This is a genomic window from Microcoleus sp. D2_18a_D3, from assembly GCF_036702455.1.
In the GTDB taxonomy this organism is placed as follows: Bacteria; Cyanobacteriota; Cyanobacteriia; order Cyanobacteriales; family Microcoleaceae; genus Microcoleus.
Window position 1 is genome coordinate 1 of sequence record NZ_JAUBTK010000055.1, and the last position, 16,394, is coordinate 16,394.

Here is a 16,394-nt window from a genome sequence, read left to right on the forward strand (position 1 = left end):
AATAGATAGTCTAGATGGAAGCTCATAATGGTAAATGTATTAGTATGTACATTTTACACCATAAACTCAGGAGAGCCTTCTCTAAGATAAAGAGTATTCAAATTGATTGATAATTGTTGCGGCAACCCTAACAGTTATTTTAAGCAACCTGTGCCATGACCTGCCGCAGCGGAATCTGTACGACAAACTTAGTGCCCTTCTCCAGAGTGGAATCACACTCAATCTTGCCACCGTGTTTTTCAGTGACGATTTGATGACTGATCGACAGTCCCAAACCAGTGCCTTTGCCCACGGGTTTGGTGGTGAAGAACGGATCGAATAGTTGAGAGCGAATGAGTTCCGGGATACCGACTCCATTATCGGCAATGCTAATCGCGATCGAATTAGCACTACTGATCGAGGTGCTGATGGTAATGGTAGGTTGTTGGTTATCCCTGACACCTGATGTCTGCAAGGCATCGATCGCATTACTGATGATATTCATGAATACCTGGTTGAGTTGACTGGGGTGGCATTCAACCTCCGGTAATTGCCCGTAGTTTTTGATGACTTGGATGGCAGGAAAATCGGGTCTGGCTTTCAGACGGTGTTGCAAAATCAACAGAGTGCTGTCGATACCTGCATGGATATCAACAGATTTGCAGTCCGCTTCATCAAGGCGGGAGAAGTTGCACAGGGAGAGCACCAGTTGGCGAATCCGATCGCTCCCCATTCTCATCGAACCCAGCACCTTCCAAAAATCCTCTTGCAAAAATTCCAGATCCAGGTATTCTGCCCGCTCTCGGATTTCTGCTACCGGATTGGGATAGTGCTTCTGGTACAGTTGCACCAAGTCCAGCAGCTCCTGAGTGTATTGTTTGACATAGTTCAGGTTGCCTTGAATGAAATTCACCGGGTTGTTGATTTCGTGTGCCACTCCCGCCACCAATTGGGCTAGGGCAGACATTTTTTCACCTTGCACTAGATGGACTTGGGCTTGCTTGAAACTTTCTAAAGCCTGGTTGAGTTCGTTGGTGCGCTGTTCCATGATCCGGGTAGCATTCCGCAGTTGGAGATGCACCCGAATCCGTGCCAAGACTTCTTCATGCTGAATCGGCTTGGTAATGTAGTCTACAGCACCCAGGCTCAGCCCTTTGACCTGATCCACCGAGTCGGAGAGGGCGGTCATGAAAATAACTGGAATATCGCGAGTGGCGGGATTAGCTTTGAGCCGCTGACAGGTTTCAAAACCATCGATCCCTGGCATCATCACATCCAGCAAAATCAAATTTGGCTCAGACGATTGCACTCGTTGCAGGGCAGTTTCACCATTTTTGGCGATCGCCACCCGGTAGCCCTGTTCGCTCAACACATCAAACAATACTTGCAGATTGGTTGGGGTATCATCTACTACTAAGATCGTGTTTTCTTGAGAGATTGAATAGGCTGACATTAGCAAACTCCTAAACGTATTGAAGGGATGAATGGTTCATGGTGGATCGATATTAAGTGGCTAAACCCGTGGCTCGATTAGACGCAGAATGGCTTCCTCATCAAACTGTTGACTCAGTTCTAGAACTCGGTTCCCAAAGGCAATATATTCCGGCGTTAATTGCTTCAAGCGATGGGCTTCCTGCTGGATATCGGTCATAAAACCACCCTGAGCGGCAGCATAGAGAGTTGCCAGTTCTGCAGCAGGTGGTATTATCATGCTAACCTCATCGGCGTTGCTGACAGCGGGTTGAGTCGCCTCTGTTTCGGTTTCATAAATCCACTGCAATTGTAGATATCGCTGCAATTCGGCAAGCAACCCAGTAAACTCGATCGGTTTAGGGAAAAAGCTATTGCACCCTGCATCGAGACTTTCCTGTATATCCACCTGAGACAGGGTAGCAGGGGAGGCAATGATCGGAGTTTGGGCAAAGTCTGGCAATTGTCGCAGGCGACGGGTCATTTCTAAGCCATCCATAATCGCCATATGTACATCGGTAATAATCAAGTCGGGTCGCGTCTGGATAGTGGTATCCAAACCTGCCTGCCCATTATCAGCTTCTGTCAGCTTGAAGCCTAGCGGTTCCAACATATTCACTGCCACCAGACGGTTTTCTTGGCGATCGTCAATGACCAGAATTTTGCGTCGTTCGCCCTGATAACCAATAACCTTATGGTTGGCGATCGCATTTTGTGTTGTCCAATCCGATGCTGGAAGCAAGTCGATCTCAAACCAAAAACTGCTGCCCTGGCCCACTACACTCTCGACGTGAATTTCGCTGTCCATTTTCTGGAGGATTTGTTGACCGATGGCAAGTCCTAGTCCAGTACCTTCGATGTTGCGATCGCGTTTCCCGGCCTGCTCAAAGGGTAAGAAAATCGTGGAGAGTTTGTCTGGGGCAATGCCAATGCCAGTGTCTTTAATTAGGAAGCGAATTCTTGAAAGTTTTGAGTTTTGAGTTTTGAGTTGTGAATTTGAGTCTTCTGAGTCCACCACTTCTACCCGAAACGTGACGGTGCCAAAATCGGTAAATTTGACCGCATTGCTGAGCAGGTTGAGCAACACTTGCCGCAGGCGTTTGTCGTCAGCATGGACGGCAGTGGGCAGGTTGCTCGCGGGCTGGTAATGAAACTCTACGCCTTTTTGCACTGCCTTGACGCGGCAAATATCCACAGTAGAAGAGAGGAAGTTAGCCAGATGGAAATCCTGGGGATAGAGTTCCATCTTTTGCACTTCCAGCTTGGACAAATCTAGAATGTCGTTGATCAGGGTGAGTAAATGGGAACCGCATTGATAAATCACCCCCAATCCTTTCATCTGCTTGGCGGTGGTGCCGGGGTCGCGCTGGAGGATTTGGGTATAGCCGAGGATGCCGTTGAGGGGGGTGCGGAGTTCGTGGTTCATGTTGGCAAGAAACTCGCTCTTGGTGCGGTTGGCAACTTCGGCAGCTTCTTTTGCGCGCAATATCTCTAGTTCTACCAACTTACGATCGCTAATATCGCGGCACACAACAACTCCCCCTTTCAATGCACCACTGGCATCTTTGAGCGGTCTGCTACTAAGTGTCAGCCAGAAACCCTTTGGGGCATGGCGATGACGAGTAAAGATTTCCATATTGTCTACCTGCTCACCCCGAACAGCCCGCACTAAGGGAATTTGCTCTGTTGGGAGCGGAGTTACCCCATCGGATAGAAACAGTCCATACTGCTCTGACCATTCTTCCGGCTGGCCGTCGGTTATTTTGCCAAAAATCTGCTCGGCAGCGGGGTTAAACACCAGGAATCGACCGTTTTCATCGACAACGACCACGGCATCGCTCATGCTGTTGAGGATTAGTTGCAACAGGCTAGTCTGGTTTTGAAACGTCTGGTTACTTTGCTGAAGGTCGGTTTCGGCTTGATTCCGCTTCAGGATTTCACTGCAAATCAGGCGGTAAGTCCACAAAATAATTCCTAGGTTGAGGACGATGCCCACCAGAAATGCCATCATTGCCAGAAGGGTTGTGTGGGTGGCAACTTGCTGTTTCTGTCGCCACCCTACGGTTTCGATCGCTTCGATCTGCTGGGTCAGCAGCGTCATCTCGTCGAGCAGTCGTGGGGGGGTGCGATCGATCGCCGCCGCCAGCCCTTTGGTGTCCCGGAGTTCCACGCCCTGCCGCAGTTGCTCCAGGCGACGCAGGAGAAATTCTTCCAGGCGCTTGGTAGCTGCCTGTTGGCGGGGATCGTTCTCTAGCAACCTTTGCAATTGTCGCAATTCTTGATCGACATCGATCGTCCGAAGCCCAAATTTCCTCAAGTCATTTTTGTTTTGCGCGAGCAGGTATTGCCGCTGGATCTTTTCAGCATCCTGAAATGCACTGGTCAACGCTTCCAAACAATTGAGCGCTTTTAGATGTTGGGCGATCTGGCGGTTAGTTTCTAAGGTGCGGTTAGCGCTCCAAAATGCGATTCCACTCACTGCTACTGCCAGGAAAGTAGCTGCTCCCAGGCTCCCGGCAACGGTTTTGAGAAAGTTAGAGGGTTGTTTCAACATATCTGTCTCGTGCTTAGTTTCGTCGATCTAAGACCCCAGAGGGCGGAGTCCAAATTTTTGAAAGACTGCCATTGCCCGATCGGTGCTTAAAAAGTCCAGATACGCCTGCATTTCCTGAAGATGGGGAGAGGTTTTAACCACAGCGGCACCGGAGCGAAGTGGCTCATAGAGGTCGGGCGATACGGTGGCTAACACCTTGACCTTGGCAGAGGCTTTGGCTTCTGGCAGAAAGGTAATGCCCACCTCTGCCTCTCCCTGCTCGACGGCTCGCAAGACTTCCCGCACATCCACCTTTGCCCAGACTGCCTTGGACTCCACAGCCTGAAGGATGCCTAACCGACTCAGAATGGCGTGGCTATATTTGCCAGCCGACAAATCTTTGTTGCCCATTGCCACCGTTTTGAGGCGATCGCTCGCTAACTCGTGCAAATCAGTCAGTTGCACCGCAGAATCAGCCGCAGCAATCACCACAATATCGGTGGTCACTAACTCCCGACGGCTTTCGGGCAGAATTAGCCCTTGGGCTTGCAACACATCCAGCGGTGCAATATCGGCGAACCAAACCGCATCAAAAGGTTCTCCCTGGTCAACGGCTGCCCGGATTAAGGCAGCTCCGGCAAATATCGGATTCAACCAGATATGGGGGTGTTCCTGCTGATAGACTTGATCGATTTCCTCCACGGCAGTGCGAACCATGCCTGACACAGCCAAATTGAGCGTCACCGCCTGGATTTGGGGTGCCCAGGAGCAACAACCCAGCCAGAGGGTGAGCGCCAAGGAGAGGAAGCACAATGTCAGCCATCGGAGGAGTTTCATATCAGGTTTCCTGAGATTTCAGTTTCTAAGCCCTGGATGGGGCTGTAAATTTCGGAACAGTCACTACAGCGAGTCTCGGTTGTCTTTAATATAAAGTCTTTAATATAATTTCTTGGCAATGATACAAACCATTCCATTAATCATCTCGTTCTGAAGTACCTGTAAACCTATTTCAGATAGCCGATCGCACAACCAATTTTTATTGAGCCGCAGTTTTTGGTAAGAACTGGCACTGAATGACCACCGATCGCCCTGTTTTTGATAGAGTAAGTCATGGACTGCTACGCTGTTTTCCTGATACTCCAAGAAACAAGTGAGGATTGTACCTTCATCACTTTGTACAGGAATAAAACGCTGAGTTCCCTGAAGCTCCGCTGAAACATAATCGCGGAAAGTTAAAATGAACATCCCATTCTCAATCAGCGAGCGCTCAATGTCCAAAAGTAATGAATCGACAGCACTCAATGATTCTAGGTGTGTAAGTGTGTCGCCCATGCAAACAATGAGCTGCGCCTGTTCCTGAATATGTTGCGAGAAATTAAGCAGATCGTCGTGAATGGTACGGATGGAAAGATGTTTAGCGCGATCGCGTAACTCTGAAAGTAGGGCATCACAGAAATCTATAGCTACTACCGAAAAGCCTAATTTCGCTAAAGGAATAGATTGAAATCCTGAGCCTGCACCTAAATCAATGGCTAATCCTCGCGGTGCGGAGTCGAGCCCCAATTGACAAAAAAGAGCGTGATTTCGTTCGATCGCTCCTTCAGGATTTCCTGACATCCAACTGTAAACGGCAGCAAGTTGCTGGTTATAGTGGTCTTGTGCTGTGTTCATTATTATGCTAGGTTCGATGACTCCTTGAAAAGGAGCAAAATCATTCAACCCGATGGAAACTAAACCACCACTGCCACCTTTTACGCCGGAAACTGCTAAAACTAAAGTTCAAATCGCAGAAGATGACTGGAATAGTCGCGAACTAAAACGAGTAGCTTTAGCTTACACCGAAGATTCACCGTGGCGTAACCCTGCCTAATTCTTCAGTGGAAGGTAACAAATCAAGGCTTTATTAAAACGAAAGTGGGCAAGAGAACTAGACTACTGTTTGAAAAAAGAACTGGGGAGTTTTACAAAGAAGCTGATTTCTGTGCGCTTTGAATAGCAGTGGCATGATAGTCAGAGTGCGGATTTGTTCCTTGAAATAATCCCCGAACATCGAAGGAAAAGGGAAGATGGCACAAGAGAAATCCTCCCACTTTCCCACTCTCCCGCCTTGCTTTCGATAGCGAGCGGGAGGAGCGCACTTGTATATCATTGATTTCTAACCGGATTTGAGATAATTCATGTTGGGTTAGCGCTTTAAATAACTTTTGTAAGTCGCTGTTAAAGCTTGCCTATTTGTTGATGATAGCAAAGCTAACAATTCCTGGTTAAAATTTGTCGTAAACTGATACTTAGCTGACAAGTTACTATTGATTATAGTGCAAAAGTATAACTTAAAAAAGTTGCAACATGGTTCAGACATTCGCGGTATCGCCATTGAAGGCGTTCCAGACGAACAGGTTAACCCCACCCCGGAAATGGCCACTATTTTGAGGCAAGCCTTTGTGAGTTTGCTGGTGCAAAAAGTCAATAAATCAGTCGCAGAATTAACGATCGCGATCGGGCGCGACAGCCACCTATCCGGGCTAATCTTAATGCAGCCAGTCATAGCGGGTATCACCTCAGTCGGCAGCCCAGGCTACGACTTTGAAATGGCTTCAACTCCCGCCAAAAGTTTGAGCATACCTGAACAATTTTTAGAGGACGCACAGTATGGCTCAAATACTGTGCTTGCTGCGTAAGTTCTGAATATTGCTATTTCCTTGCTGCAGCATTGGATCTGGGGTCTAAAGCGTCTCGCAGCCCGTCGCCCAAAAGGTTGAAACCCAGAACAGTCAAGGTAATCAGCAAACCGGGAAACAAAATAGTCCAAGGAGACGAAAGAGCGTATCCGCCCTTAAAAGCATCAGAAAGCATCGTCCCCAACTCAGGAACCGGCGGCTGTGCGCCCAAACCCAAAAAACCCAAACCAGCAGCCTCTAGTGTCGCCGTACCAGTCGAAAGAGTTGCTTGTACAACTAGAGGCGCGAGACTTCCCGGCAAAATGTGGCGAAAAATAATCCGTAAGTCGCTGGCGCCCAAGGCCTTGACAGCCAAAACAAATTCTTGTTCCCGCAGAGACAGCACCATACTGCGAGTTAAGCGGATGTAAATCGGAATTTGCACGAGGCTGACAGCGATAATTACGCTTTGCAGGCTCGGCCCGGTGACGGTAACAACGCCGATCGCCAGTAAAATCGAAGGAAAAGCTAACAAAATATCCGCCAAAGTGCCGATCGCAATTTCCAGCAACCCCCGAAAATACCCGGCCACCAGCCCCAAAAGCGTTCCCACAATTAAACCCGCACCCACAGAAACCAGGCTAACAAGTAAAGATATCCCCAATCCGTGCCACACCCGCACCAACAAATCTCGCCCCAAACCGTCGGTGCCAAACCAATGTTTAGCGCTAGGAGCCACTAAGCGCGACAAATAATCTCGATCGACCGCCGAATCGTAAGGGGAAAGTAGGGGGGCCAACAGTGCCGCGATCGTCAGCGCTACAGTCAAAATTAAGCCGATTTTCCCCGAAGTTGATCGCCAAAATCGTTGAAAAGCTGCTTGTGGAAATACTAAGTTTTTATTCAATCTTCGATTTTCCATCGAATGTTGTCACCAAAAAACTGAGGACTTGGGCAACTATTAGGATAAATTAACGATCGCGATCGCAGAAATACGTTAACAAGACTTCTTCCGCGAGACCAAAAACTCGGTGCGTGGATTACCCTCCATATCCAATTGCATTTTTCCCGCCAAATGCCGAATGCCTGAGCCCTTCGTTAAAGACGCTTTAAGATATAGAGAACAAGATCAATTTAAAAGCACAATGACATCCACCCTACTCAAAACCTCAGCCCGATCGCCCCTCAACGCCCCAACAATCCGCCATTTCCCCAACGGCCTCACCGTTATAGCCGAACACTTGCCGGTCGATGCTGTTAACCTCAGCGTGTGGCTCAATTTAGGCTCAGCCGTCGAACCAGACGACATTAACGGGATGGCTCACTTTTTAGAACACATGATTTTTAAGGGAACTCCCAGCATTCCCAGTGGCGAATTTGAGCGCGCGATCGAGCAACGCGGCGCTGTCACCAATGCTGCCACCAGCCAAGACTACACTAACTACTACATCACCACAGCTCCTAAAGATTTTGCCGAACTAGCTCCCCTGCAAGTCGATGTGTTGCTCAACGCCAGCATTCCCGACGACGCCTTCGATCGAGAACGGCTGGTAGTGTTAGAAGAAATTAGACGATCGGAAGACAATCCCCGCCGCCGCACCTATCAGCGATCGATGGAATTAGCATTTGAAGTCCTCCCCTACAAGCGACCGGTACTCGGCCCGACTGCGGTAATCGAACAGTTGACAGCGCAACAAATGCGGGATTTCCACAGCACCAGATATCACCCAGGGGCGATGACAGCCGTAGCTGTCGGCAATTTGCCAGTCGATCGACTAATAGAAATTGTCGCAGACAGTTTTGCAGCAAAAAGTACAGCACAAAACAACAAAATAAATGTGCCCGCTGTCGGCAACTTTCACCCAGAACCCCAAATCCTGAACTACGGCCAAGAATCACCGTTTACAGAAACAGTCCGCCGCGAATTTGTAGACTCTGCCCTTCAGCAAGCCCGACTGATCGTGATGTGGCGAGTGCCAGGTTTCATGGAAATGTCAGAAACTTATGCCCTCGACGTTTTGGCGACAATATTGGGTCACGGCCGCACAACTCGCTTGGTTCAGGATTTGCGCGAAGAAAAAGGGCTAGTCTCGTCAATTTCGGTCAGCAACATGACTCAGCGACTTGGCGGTGTATTCTCAATTTCCGCTCAACTAGCGACAGAAAACTTGCCAGCAGTGGAAGCAGCCATCGTCCAACACATCCGCACTCTCCAAACCGAACTGGTGACAGATGCCGAAATTTCCCGCATCCGCACTCAAGTAGCAAATCGGTTTATCTTTGGTAACGAAACTCCGAGCGATCGAGCAAGTTTATACGGTTACTATCAGTCGATGGTAGGAGATATCGCTCCCGCCCTCAACTATGCCGCCTGCATCCAAGCTCAGACTGCCGAGGATCTGCGAGAAGCCGCTGTCAAATATCTGTCTCCCGACGCGATGGGTGTGGTGGTAATTCGCCCGGACGAAGCATAAATCTGACTTCGCCTCAACAGGGCAATTCTCCCATCCCTCTGCTTTTGAGGCATCCAACGGCATTCGGAATTCGGTAGAAACAATGTCAACGCGCACCAGGGATTTTTAGTCAATAGTGCGTGAAATTCGATCGGCCCGCGCCTTGAAGGTTTTGTATCAAATAATGAATATGAAGCCTTTAAGGTACGTGCGATCGGTAAAATTACCGTAATTTTATGAGACGATAAACTGGGAATTATTGACGAGCCAGCAATTTAGTCTAGGGAAACCAGATTGATCGGCGATCGTAATTCTCAAATCTAAAATCTAAAATCTAAAATCGATTGAGCGGCAAAATTACCGTAATTTTATGAGACGATAAACAGGGTATTATTGACAATCGAGCAATTTGGTATGGGGCCACCGGATTTATCTGCGGTCGTAATTCTAAAATCTAAAATCTAAAATCTAAAATCTAAAATCGATTGACAGGGGCACGCAAGCATGAAATTACAAAACTTTCTCAACTCAAACATTAGGTACGATGTCAAAGCAATCGCTGCTAACGACGAACTCAGTGCCCAAATTCAAAGCCGCCTCATTGACCTGGGTTTACTGAAGCCTCCCGTAGACGGGGAATTTGGCCCTCTCTCTACTGCTGCACTCCACCGATTTCAAACTCTGATGAAGTGCGGCGAAGCTGGTTTTTTGGGAGCTGTCACAGCCAAAAAGCTAATCGAAACCAAACCAGAGGAGATTCCCACACATCCCCTGATCCTGAAAACGCTTAGAGACACGATTTTGAAATCGAAACCGCTGGCGTCTTCTCAACTTCAGGACTCGGAAAAACAAGCAATACCAGCAGGAAAAGAGTTTGAGATCCTGGCTTTTGCTCCCACTCGCGGTCACATCAGAGTTGCTCTCCGCAACGAGTCTTTCAAAGGTTCAGGGGTTTGGTATGTTTTCGGAGGGCACGCTCAAATTACTCAAGACGGCGTTCTGTTTTTTCCCAAACCGAATCCCCCAACTGTTAGGCTTGGCATTCCTTATCGATCGCAAATGGATAACTTGAATAATCCTACAGGTTCTTGCAATGTAACTTCATTAGCGATGTGTATGGACTTTTTGAAAGTGCCACGGCGCAAACAAAGCGGGCAATATGAAGACGAACTCTACGAATATGCGATCGCCAAAGGTTACAGTCGCTGGGACCCCTACGATTTAGCAAAGATTGTTAGAGATTACGGCGCTCAAGATTTCTTTACCGAGAATGCAACTATTGATGACGTTCAAGATTGGCTAGCCAGCGGAAATCCCGCTGTCATCCACGGATACTTCACGTCTTTCGGTCACATTATAGTTGCATCAGGCTACGACAGCGAGGGATTCTTCGTCCACGATCCCTATGGCGAGTGGTTCCGAACTGGCTACGATACAAGTGTCAGCGGTGCTTACTTGCACTATACTTACCGCTTAATCCGCAGCCTCTGTATACCTGACGGTAATTTTTGGGTTCATTTTATCTCGAAGTAATCGTTAAGAGTCATTAGTCATTAGTCATTAGTCATTAGTCATTAGTCATATCATGTCCGATCGATCGACAGCGATTTTTGTAGGGGCGGGTTCACCAACAATACCTGCCAATAATTGACAATCTCAAAAACCCGCCCCGACCGGGATATTAGGGTTAATTTATCGGACATTATATCATCATTAGTCATTAGCTAACAGATAAGTTGTCTCTTGAATTATTCGTCGATTGAAATCGCTTAAGAGTCAAACTTTCGTCTGATCGGAGGGGGACTAAAGAATAAAGAGGCTATTAAAGCCGGATTTGGTATTAGCCATATTTTCTCTCACTAATGACTGCTGACTAATGACTAATGACTCTGAATTTTCATGCTCAAATCCAGCCAAGTCGATCGCGTAATCGGAGCACTGGTAGAAATATAGTCTACTCCGGTTTCGGCGACACTTCTAATTGTTTCTAAAGTAACATTGCCGGAAGCTTCAATTTTTACCCGATCGCTCTTTTGGCGAATTATTGCCACAGCCTGCCGCATCAAATCAAAGGACATATTATCTAACATGATAATATCGGCTTTGTGCTGCAAAGCTGTCTCTACCTCAGCGAGAGTTTCGGTTTCGACTTCGATCGTCAGCGGATAGGGGATAGAATTGCGAATTAGGGCGATCGCCTCTGCAATTCCCCCAGCCGCCGCAATGTGATTGTCTTTAATCATCACCGCGTCATCTAATCCCATCCGGTGATTGCAAGCACCGCCGATTTGAGTTGCGTATTTTTCCAACAATCTCAACCCCGGCGTCGTCTTGCGCGTATCCACCAATTGCACGGGCAAGTCGGCAATTTTGTCAACATATTTCTGAGTTAATGTAGCGATGCCGCTCAAACGCATTGCCAAGTTTAATGCTACTCTTTCTCCGGTTAGCAGCGCGTCGAAATTGCCGGAAATCTCGGCGATTACTTCTCCTTTTTGGCACAGTTTCCCTTCCGGTACTTGCGGGATGAAACAGAGGCTGCTGTCTAAAAGTTTAAATGTGCGATCGGCAATTGGCAATCCGGCAATGACACCAGCTTCTTTGACAATCCATTTAGCAGTACCCTGGATGCTGTTTGCGGGGAATAAGGCCGATGTTGTGCGATCGCCCCTACCGATATCTTCTAGTAGCCAGTTGTGCAATAGGGAGTCTAAAACTATCCAAGGCGGTAATATTGCAGTCATGTTTTTGTTGGTTGTTATATCAAGATGATATCTACTAGGAACAATAGTCGATCGGGCGATTTTAGGCAAGTTGCACAATGATGATGGTGTCAGTGATCGTGTGGCGATCGCAATTTGGGAGGCGGGGGCGATCGGGCTAGATGATGGGGTATTCTGTTGCTGACATTGGGTGTTGGTGCTTTAATGGAATAGATAGGGCGATCGCGAGCAGAAACCATGATACAGCCAGTCATTTTAGAAAAATTAGCAGAACTCCCTGAGTCTCTTCAGACAGAAGTGCTTCATTATATTGAGTTTTTGATCGAAAAGCAGGCTAAAAACTCAACTCAAGAAAAGCCGACAAAGCGAGGCGGACTTGGAATTTGGAAAGATAAAATCTGGATGTCAGATGATTTTGATGAACCTCTCGAAGATTTAAATGACTGTGAAGTTTCATGAGAAACTCAGACTTCTTCCGGTGAGGGAAGCCAAACTCAAAGAATTATGGAATAGTCGGCAATAAACTTGTAGTTATGTGTCACGCCCATTGTTACTGAGGTGTAATTAAAAAAAATGGAGTCTCATCAAGATCCGTCCTCGTGGCTACCACTGCTACTCGAAGAGCTGGAAAACCTCATGGCTATTGAATCCAGTAGGAACGGCAATCCCTGGATTTCCGTGGCTAGGCTCACGGAGATATTTTATAAAAAGTATGGAGTGTCACTTGAAGTAGTGGCAAAAGTTCAAGGTTATAGCTACGGTTTGAGGAGTCTTTTGACAAGTAGCGGGCGCTTTTCGATCTACGGCACTCCAATACCGCAAGAGTTTTATGTAGCTCTTCTTCAGGCAGTAGTCCCTAGTTTTGACGAGTATCAAGCAACCTCAATCAAAGACCGAATGAAGCGTAAGCGACCTGAGAAAGTCTATGAAAGCTTGCCAACGATAGTGAAGGCTGAGGGTACTGAAGATATCTCACCTCGCCAAGTTCAAAGGATTTCAAAATATCAGCGAATCTTAATTCTTGACATTAAATCAGTAAATGACTTGGAAATCGCTTTGATAGAAATTATCGAGAGTTTGATGGTAAATCAGCCTGAGAATTTTGTGACAATTGCAGTATTGAGTAAAAAGTTTCACGAGGATTATAAGCAACCAATACGAACTGTCATACGAAGCGTGTGTCCTGATCTGAAATTGATTGAAATACTTCAGACCCTTCCTAGCCTCCATGTCCAAAAAGTGGATAATGATTGGCAGATTACTGTAGAGGCTTATTCATGAGATTATTGTATTAAAATCAATGCGGCTGAAAGAGGCAATTATGATGAGTATTCGTGATATTACGATCGCCCTTATTGCAGCAACTTCCCGAATCATTCTTGCCAGAAGTCAGCGACTTCATAGACTTTGTGATGCACAAGCACCAAAATACAATAGCTGAGCCCAAACTCCCAGACGATATTGCTAAAGCTTGGGCAAAATGGTTCAAGGAAGTCGCTCGCTTGGAAGTAAGGACTAATGAGCCGCATAGCGAATTTAAGCTACAGTAAAAGCTATAGCAGTTCATCTAACTCAAGAGCAGGGGGAGACTTTAGGGTGGGCAACTAACGCTGAGGCGAATTTTGCACGAAATTTGATCCGGTGGAATTCGGATAGTTTTGCTAATTGAGAATGCAAAAAAGATGTTCGTCGTTTGGGGATAGCTTTAGAAGTGGCGCGGTGGCCAGCTACTTCGGGCTTGTACACGGTTTAGGTAGAGCCTTTAGAAAAGCGTAAATTCAAGACGTAAACCCTGTAAGGGAAAACCTATCCTAAACATAGGAGTTTTCCGTTTTCAAACTTAAAGGCTTAAAATGAGCAAATAGGGGCACTTGGTCAAGCAAATCTCCTGTAGGGCTAGAGAAGGTTATATGGTGCACCAGAGTTTAGGACAACGGTTATCCAGTCTCAGAGTTGGGCAAAAGATCGGTTTAGGATACGCCCTTGCTCTAGGCATTGCTGTGTCTGGAACAATTGCTGGTTTTGGAGTTGGGCGTTACTATCAAAAACAGGCTCAAGAGCAAGAAGAACACGTACGCAACGAAGTGGAACTTCTGCATCGCCTACAATCTCGTGTTCTCCAAACCCGAACCCACCAACAACAACTCATTCCTCTAGCGCAATACCCAGAAAAATTTCAAGATGAATATGCTCACTTGCTGAAGCATAAAGCTGAAATCCAAGGAATTTGGGCTGAACTTAAGGCATTTGTGGCAAAGTCTCCTACCCTACAAGCTGGTGTGCGTCACGCAACGATTACAGCCTTGTTGCAAACCTATGACCCTATACCACAACGCTACTCACAGGAATTAGAACGCCGAGTTGAACAAATTCGCAACCTGAATCTCGCATCACCCACTGATGTTGAGCAAGCCCAAGCGCTGATCTTGGAATTTACCAACAGCGATTTGGCGCTTGAATTCGATGGCATCTCGGATGATTTGGTGGGTTTAATTGACCAAGCTTACCAACAACTTGAAGAAGCAGAAAGCTCGCAACAACAAGCGAACGCAGTTTCAGAGAAAATTGTGGCGGCGAGCATTGGATTGTCTGTTGCGATCGCCATTCTTTTGGCAGTTTTGACCAGCCGAGCAATTGCCCAACCCATTCAATCTCTGACCAGCGTTGCCCGACGAGCCACTGAAGAGTCTAATTTTGAGTTACAAGCGACTGTTGAGCAAAATGATGAAATTGGAACGCTTGCTAATGCTTTTAACCAATTAATTCGCGCTGTTCAACAACTGTTACAGCAACAGAAAACAGCCAACGAACAACTGGAAAACTACAGCCAAACCCTTGAATCTCAAGTGGAGGTAAGAACCCAAGAGATCAGCGACAAAAATACGCAGTTGCAACAACTCTTAGAGGAACTGCAACGCACTCATGTTCAAATGGTGCAAAGCGAAAAGATGTCTGCTTTGGGGCAAATGGTGGCAGGGGTGGCACACGAAATCAACAATCCAGTCAACTTCATTCACGGCAACCTGACTCATGTGCAGGAATACGCCCACAATTTATTAGGTTTGGTGCAACTCTACCAGAATTACTATCCCGACCCAGTACCCGAAATCCAAGCTGAGGCGGAAGATATTGAGATGGAGTTTATCCAAGCCGATCTACCTAAAGTCCTCGACTCCATGAAAGTCGGCACGGATCGCATTCGTCAGATTGTTTTGTCACTCCGCAACTTTTCACGAATGGATGAAGCTGACTTCAAAGCCGTTGATATTCATGAGGGCATTGATAGTACATTGTTGATTTTGCAGCATCGCTTGAAAGATAAATCAGAGCGTCCAGCGATTCAAGTAATTCGTGATTATAGTAATCTACCGCTAATAGAATGCTATCCTGGTCAAATCAATCAGGCGTTTATGAACATCCTGGCAAATGCCATTGATGCGCTGGAAGAAGCCAACGTCAAACGAACCTATCAGGAACTCAAGGAAAATCCCAACCAGATTACCATTCGGACTGCAATGATTGATTCAAAGTGGGTAAAAATTGCAATTTCTGATAACGGAATGGGGATGCCTGAATCTGTTCAGAAACGACTCTTTAATCCATTCTTCACTACAAAGTCTGTCGGTAAGGGAACGGGCATGGGGCTGCCGATTAGCTATCAGATTGTCACTGAGAAACATGGCGGCAAGTTAGATTGCTTCTCAATACCTGGTAAGGGAACGGAGTTTGTCCTTCAAATCCCTTTCCAACAGCAAAAGCGTGATGCGGTCTAACACAATGCGCCCCACCGCCGAAAGGTTTTCTGTTCGACTTTTGAGGTGATCTGCGATGAGGTTTTAGTTGTAATATTCACTTTCTCTTTTCGCCTAACTCCCCAAAAAACTAAAGCCCTTTTCCGTTGTTGCGGGAAAAGAGCTTTAATTTATTATTAACCTGGCACTGAGCTATTTTACCGGGCAGTGACCCGCCGAGTATCTTCGCCATAGCAACGTTTAACAACCGAGTTCGGGATGGATCGGAGTGGTTCCATTACATCATAAGCACCAGGAAAGCTTTTCAAACTTTTAATCCTGTGTCTGCGTTCTGCTTAATATTAAGCTGGATGCGCTGCATCTGTTTCGCTCGACTTAATTACCTTATCAAGTTTTCCCCGGTCTGTCAACCCCAAAGTCAAAACTTTTTTTCGATCGCCCGAAACCGCCCCCAATAGCCGAGTTTGACGTATTATTTGCCAGTGAGACCGATCGACTTTTAACTCACAAATCGAAAAAAGCCACATCGACACCTTGTTATGTTGGAATCTTCCCGTCCTTCACAAACCACGCCACAACCTGCTTAACTGTTAATTGTTCGATCGCCCCTTCGGCTTCTATCGCAATTTGCCTCAAAGGCCGCAAAGACGCAATTACCAAATTCGTAAAAAAGTTTTCCTTTCCTCGCATCAAGTTCGATCGACCCAAAATCTGTTCCTGGCCGAGAATATTGAGATTTCTACAAATGGCCCAAGACTTGCTGTTGTGTAGATGAGTAATTATTCACCAAAAAACTAAAGCCCTTTTCCGTTGTTGCGGGAAAAGAG

General features: G+C 46.8%; 16 protein-coding genes, 1 rRNA gene and 1 pseudogene. 9 read left to right on the forward strand and 9 right to left on the reverse strand.

Features of this window, described 5'->3' with window-relative positions:
- Positions 1-139: 139 nt before the first annotated feature.
- From QUB06_RS22555 to QUB06_RS22570, 4 genes are all read right to left on the reverse strand, one after another.
- Positions 140-1,432, reverse strand: coding sequence for a response regulator (locus QUB06_RS22555; protein ID WP_333437169.1), 1,293 nt, complete (start codon positions 1,430-1,432; stop codon positions 140-142).
- A 60-nt stretch (positions 1,433-1,492) separates the two neighbouring features.
- Positions 1,493-4,003: an ATP-binding protein gene (locus QUB06_RS22560; protein WP_333437170.1), complete on the reverse strand. Its 2,511-nt coding sequence runs from the start codon at positions 4,001-4,003 to the stop codon at positions 1,493-1,495.
- Between the two features lie 27 nt (positions 4,004-4,030).
- The gene (gene modA, locus QUB06_RS22565; RefSeq protein ID WP_333437171.1) at positions 4,031-4,819 is read right to left on the reverse strand and encodes a molybdate ABC transporter substrate-binding protein; all 789 of its coding nucleotides are present in this window, start codon (positions 4,817-4,819) and stop codon (positions 4,031-4,033) included.
- A 99-nt stretch (positions 4,820-4,918) separates the two neighbouring features.
- Entirely contained in the window at positions 4,919-5,653 is a 735-nt protein-coding gene (locus QUB06_RS22570) for a class I SAM-dependent methyltransferase (protein WP_333437172.1), read from the reverse strand.
- 52 nt (positions 5,654-5,705) lie between these two features.
- On the opposite strand from QUB06_RS22570, the pseudogene QUB06_RS22575 reads away from it, so the two are divergent.
- Positions 5,706-5,978 (forward strand): annotated as a pseudogene (locus tag QUB06_RS22575) (DUF1348 family protein).
- Positions 5,979-6,297: 319 nt separating this feature from the next.
- A complete protein-coding gene (locus QUB06_RS22580) occupies positions 6,298-6,660 on the forward strand; it encodes a hypothetical protein (protein WP_333437173.1) in 363 nt (120 codons plus the stop codon).
- A gap of 13 nt (positions 6,661-6,673) precedes the next feature.
- Here the strand turns inward: QUB06_RS22580 and QUB06_RS22585 are convergent, their stop codons facing one another.
- Entirely contained in the window at positions 6,674-7,546 is an 873-nt protein-coding gene (locus tag QUB06_RS22585; RefSeq protein WP_333437174.1) for an ABC transporter permease, read from the reverse strand.
- A gap of 238 nt (positions 7,547-7,784) precedes the next feature.
- On the opposite strand from QUB06_RS22585, the gene QUB06_RS22590 reads away from it, so the two are divergent.
- Positions 7,785-9,113, forward strand: a complete 1,329-nt coding sequence (locus tag QUB06_RS22590) for a pitrilysin family protein (protein ID WP_333437175.1) — start codon at positions 7,785-7,787, stop codon at positions 9,111-9,113.
- 483 nt (positions 9,114-9,596) lie between these two features.
- Positions 9,597-10,625, forward strand: a complete 1,029-nt coding sequence (locus tag QUB06_RS22595; RefSeq protein WP_333437176.1) for a C39 family peptidase — start codon at positions 9,597-9,599, stop codon at positions 10,623-10,625.
- 347 nt (positions 10,626-10,972) lie between these two features.
- Here the strand turns inward: QUB06_RS22595 and nadC are convergent, their stop codons facing one another.
- Positions 10,973-11,836 carry a carboxylating nicotinate-nucleotide diphosphorylase gene (gene nadC, locus QUB06_RS22600; protein ID WP_333437177.1) on the reverse strand — a complete coding sequence of 288 codons (864 nt, stop codon included), beginning with the start codon at positions 11,834-11,836 and terminating at the stop codon, positions 10,973-10,975.
- 216 nt (positions 11,837-12,052) lie between these two features.
- On the opposite strand from nadC, the gene vapB reads away from it, so the two are divergent.
- The 5 genes from vapB to QUB06_RS22620 all read left to right on the forward strand — a co-directional run bounded on the left by vapB (position 12,053) and on the right by QUB06_RS22620 (position 15,588).
- Complete coding sequence (vapB, locus tag QUB06_RS22605; protein WP_333437178.1) at positions 12,053-12,274, forward strand: type II toxin-antitoxin system VapB family antitoxin; 222 nt, start codon at positions 12,053-12,055, stop codon at positions 12,272-12,274.
- 177 nt (positions 12,275-12,451) lie between these two features.
- The gene (locus tag QUB06_RS22610; RefSeq protein ID WP_333437179.1) at positions 12,452-13,096 is read left to right on the forward strand and encodes a hypothetical protein; all 645 of its coding nucleotides are present in this window, start codon (positions 12,452-12,454) and stop codon (positions 13,094-13,096) included.
- Positions 13,097-13,149: 53 nt separating this feature from the next.
- On the forward strand, positions 13,150-13,365 hold the full coding sequence (locus QUB06_RS22615) for a hypothetical protein (protein WP_333437180.1): 216 nt from the start codon (positions 13,150-13,152) through the stop codon (positions 13,363-13,365).
- 5 nt (positions 13,366-13,370) lie between these two features.
- A complete protein-coding gene (locus QUB06_RS34750) occupies positions 13,371-13,484 on the forward strand; it encodes a DUF6753 family protein (RefSeq protein ID WP_445251413.1) in 114 nt (37 codons plus the stop codon).
- Positions 13,485-13,725: 241 nt separating this feature from the next.
- Complete coding sequence (locus tag QUB06_RS22620) at positions 13,726-15,588, forward strand: ATP-binding protein (RefSeq protein ID WP_333437181.1); 1,863 nt, start codon at positions 13,726-13,728, stop codon at positions 15,586-15,588.
- Between the two features lie 158 nt (positions 15,589-15,746).
- On the opposite strand, the gene rrf is transcribed toward QUB06_RS22620, so the two are convergent.
- The 3 genes from rrf to QUB06_RS22635 all read right to left on the reverse strand — a co-directional run bounded on the left by rrf (position 15,747) and on the right by QUB06_RS22635 (position 16,275).
- Positions 15,747-15,863 (reverse strand): 5S ribosomal RNA (gene rrf / locus QUB06_RS22625).
- Positions 15,864-15,908: 45 nt separating this feature from the next.
- On the reverse strand, positions 15,909-16,094 hold the full coding sequence (locus QUB06_RS22630; RefSeq protein ID WP_333437182.1) for a hypothetical protein: 186 nt from the start codon (positions 16,092-16,094) through the stop codon (positions 15,909-15,911).
- A 10-nt stretch (positions 16,095-16,104) separates the two neighbouring features.
- A complete protein-coding gene (locus QUB06_RS22635) occupies positions 16,105-16,275 on the reverse strand; it encodes a hypothetical protein (RefSeq protein ID WP_333437183.1) in 171 nt (56 codons plus the stop codon).
- Between the last annotated feature and the right edge of the window lie 119 nt (positions 16,276-16,394).

Bases quoted from the DNA above. Each gene is read 5' to 3' on its own strand.
- vapB (WP_333437178.1), top strand. From the start codon at position 12,053: ATGATACAGCCAGTCATTTTAGAAAAATTAGCAGAACTCCCTGAGTCT.
- QUB06_RS22610 (WP_333437179.1), top strand. From the start codon at position 12,452: ATGGCTATTGAATCCAGTAGGAACGGCAATCCCTGGATTTCCGTGGCT.
- QUB06_RS22595 (WP_333437176.1), top strand. From the start codon at position 9,597: ATGAAATTACAAAACTTTCTCAACTCAAACATTAGGTACGATGTCAAA.
- modA (WP_333437171.1), bottom strand. From the start codon at position 4,819: ATGAAACTCCTCCGATGGCTGACATTGTGCTTCCTCTCCTTGGCGCTC.
- QUB06_RS22630 (WP_333437182.1), bottom strand. From the start codon at position 16,094: ATGTGGCTTTTTTCGATTTGTGAGTTAAAAGTCGATCGGTCTCACTGG.
- QUB06_RS22590 (WP_333437175.1), top strand. From the start codon at position 7,785: ATGACATCCACCCTACTCAAAACCTCAGCCCGATCGCCCCTCAACGCC.
- nadC (WP_333437177.1), bottom strand. From the start codon at position 11,836: ATGACTGCAATATTACCGCCTTGGATAGTTTTAGACTCCCTATTGCAC.
- QUB06_RS22555 (WP_333437169.1), bottom strand. From the start codon at position 1,432: ATGTCAGCCTATTCAATCTCTCAAGAAAACACGATCTTAGTAGTAGAT.
- QUB06_RS22560 (WP_333437170.1), bottom strand. From the start codon at position 4,003: ATGTTGAAACAACCCTCTAACTTTCTCAAAACCGTTGCCGGGAGCCTG.
- QUB06_RS22620 (WP_333437181.1), top strand. From the start codon at position 13,726: ATGGTGCACCAGAGTTTAGGACAACGGTTATCCAGTCTCAGAGTTGGG.
- QUB06_RS22570 (WP_333437172.1), bottom strand. From the start codon at position 5,653: ATGAACACAGCACAAGACCACTATAACCAGCAACTTGCTGCCGTTTAC.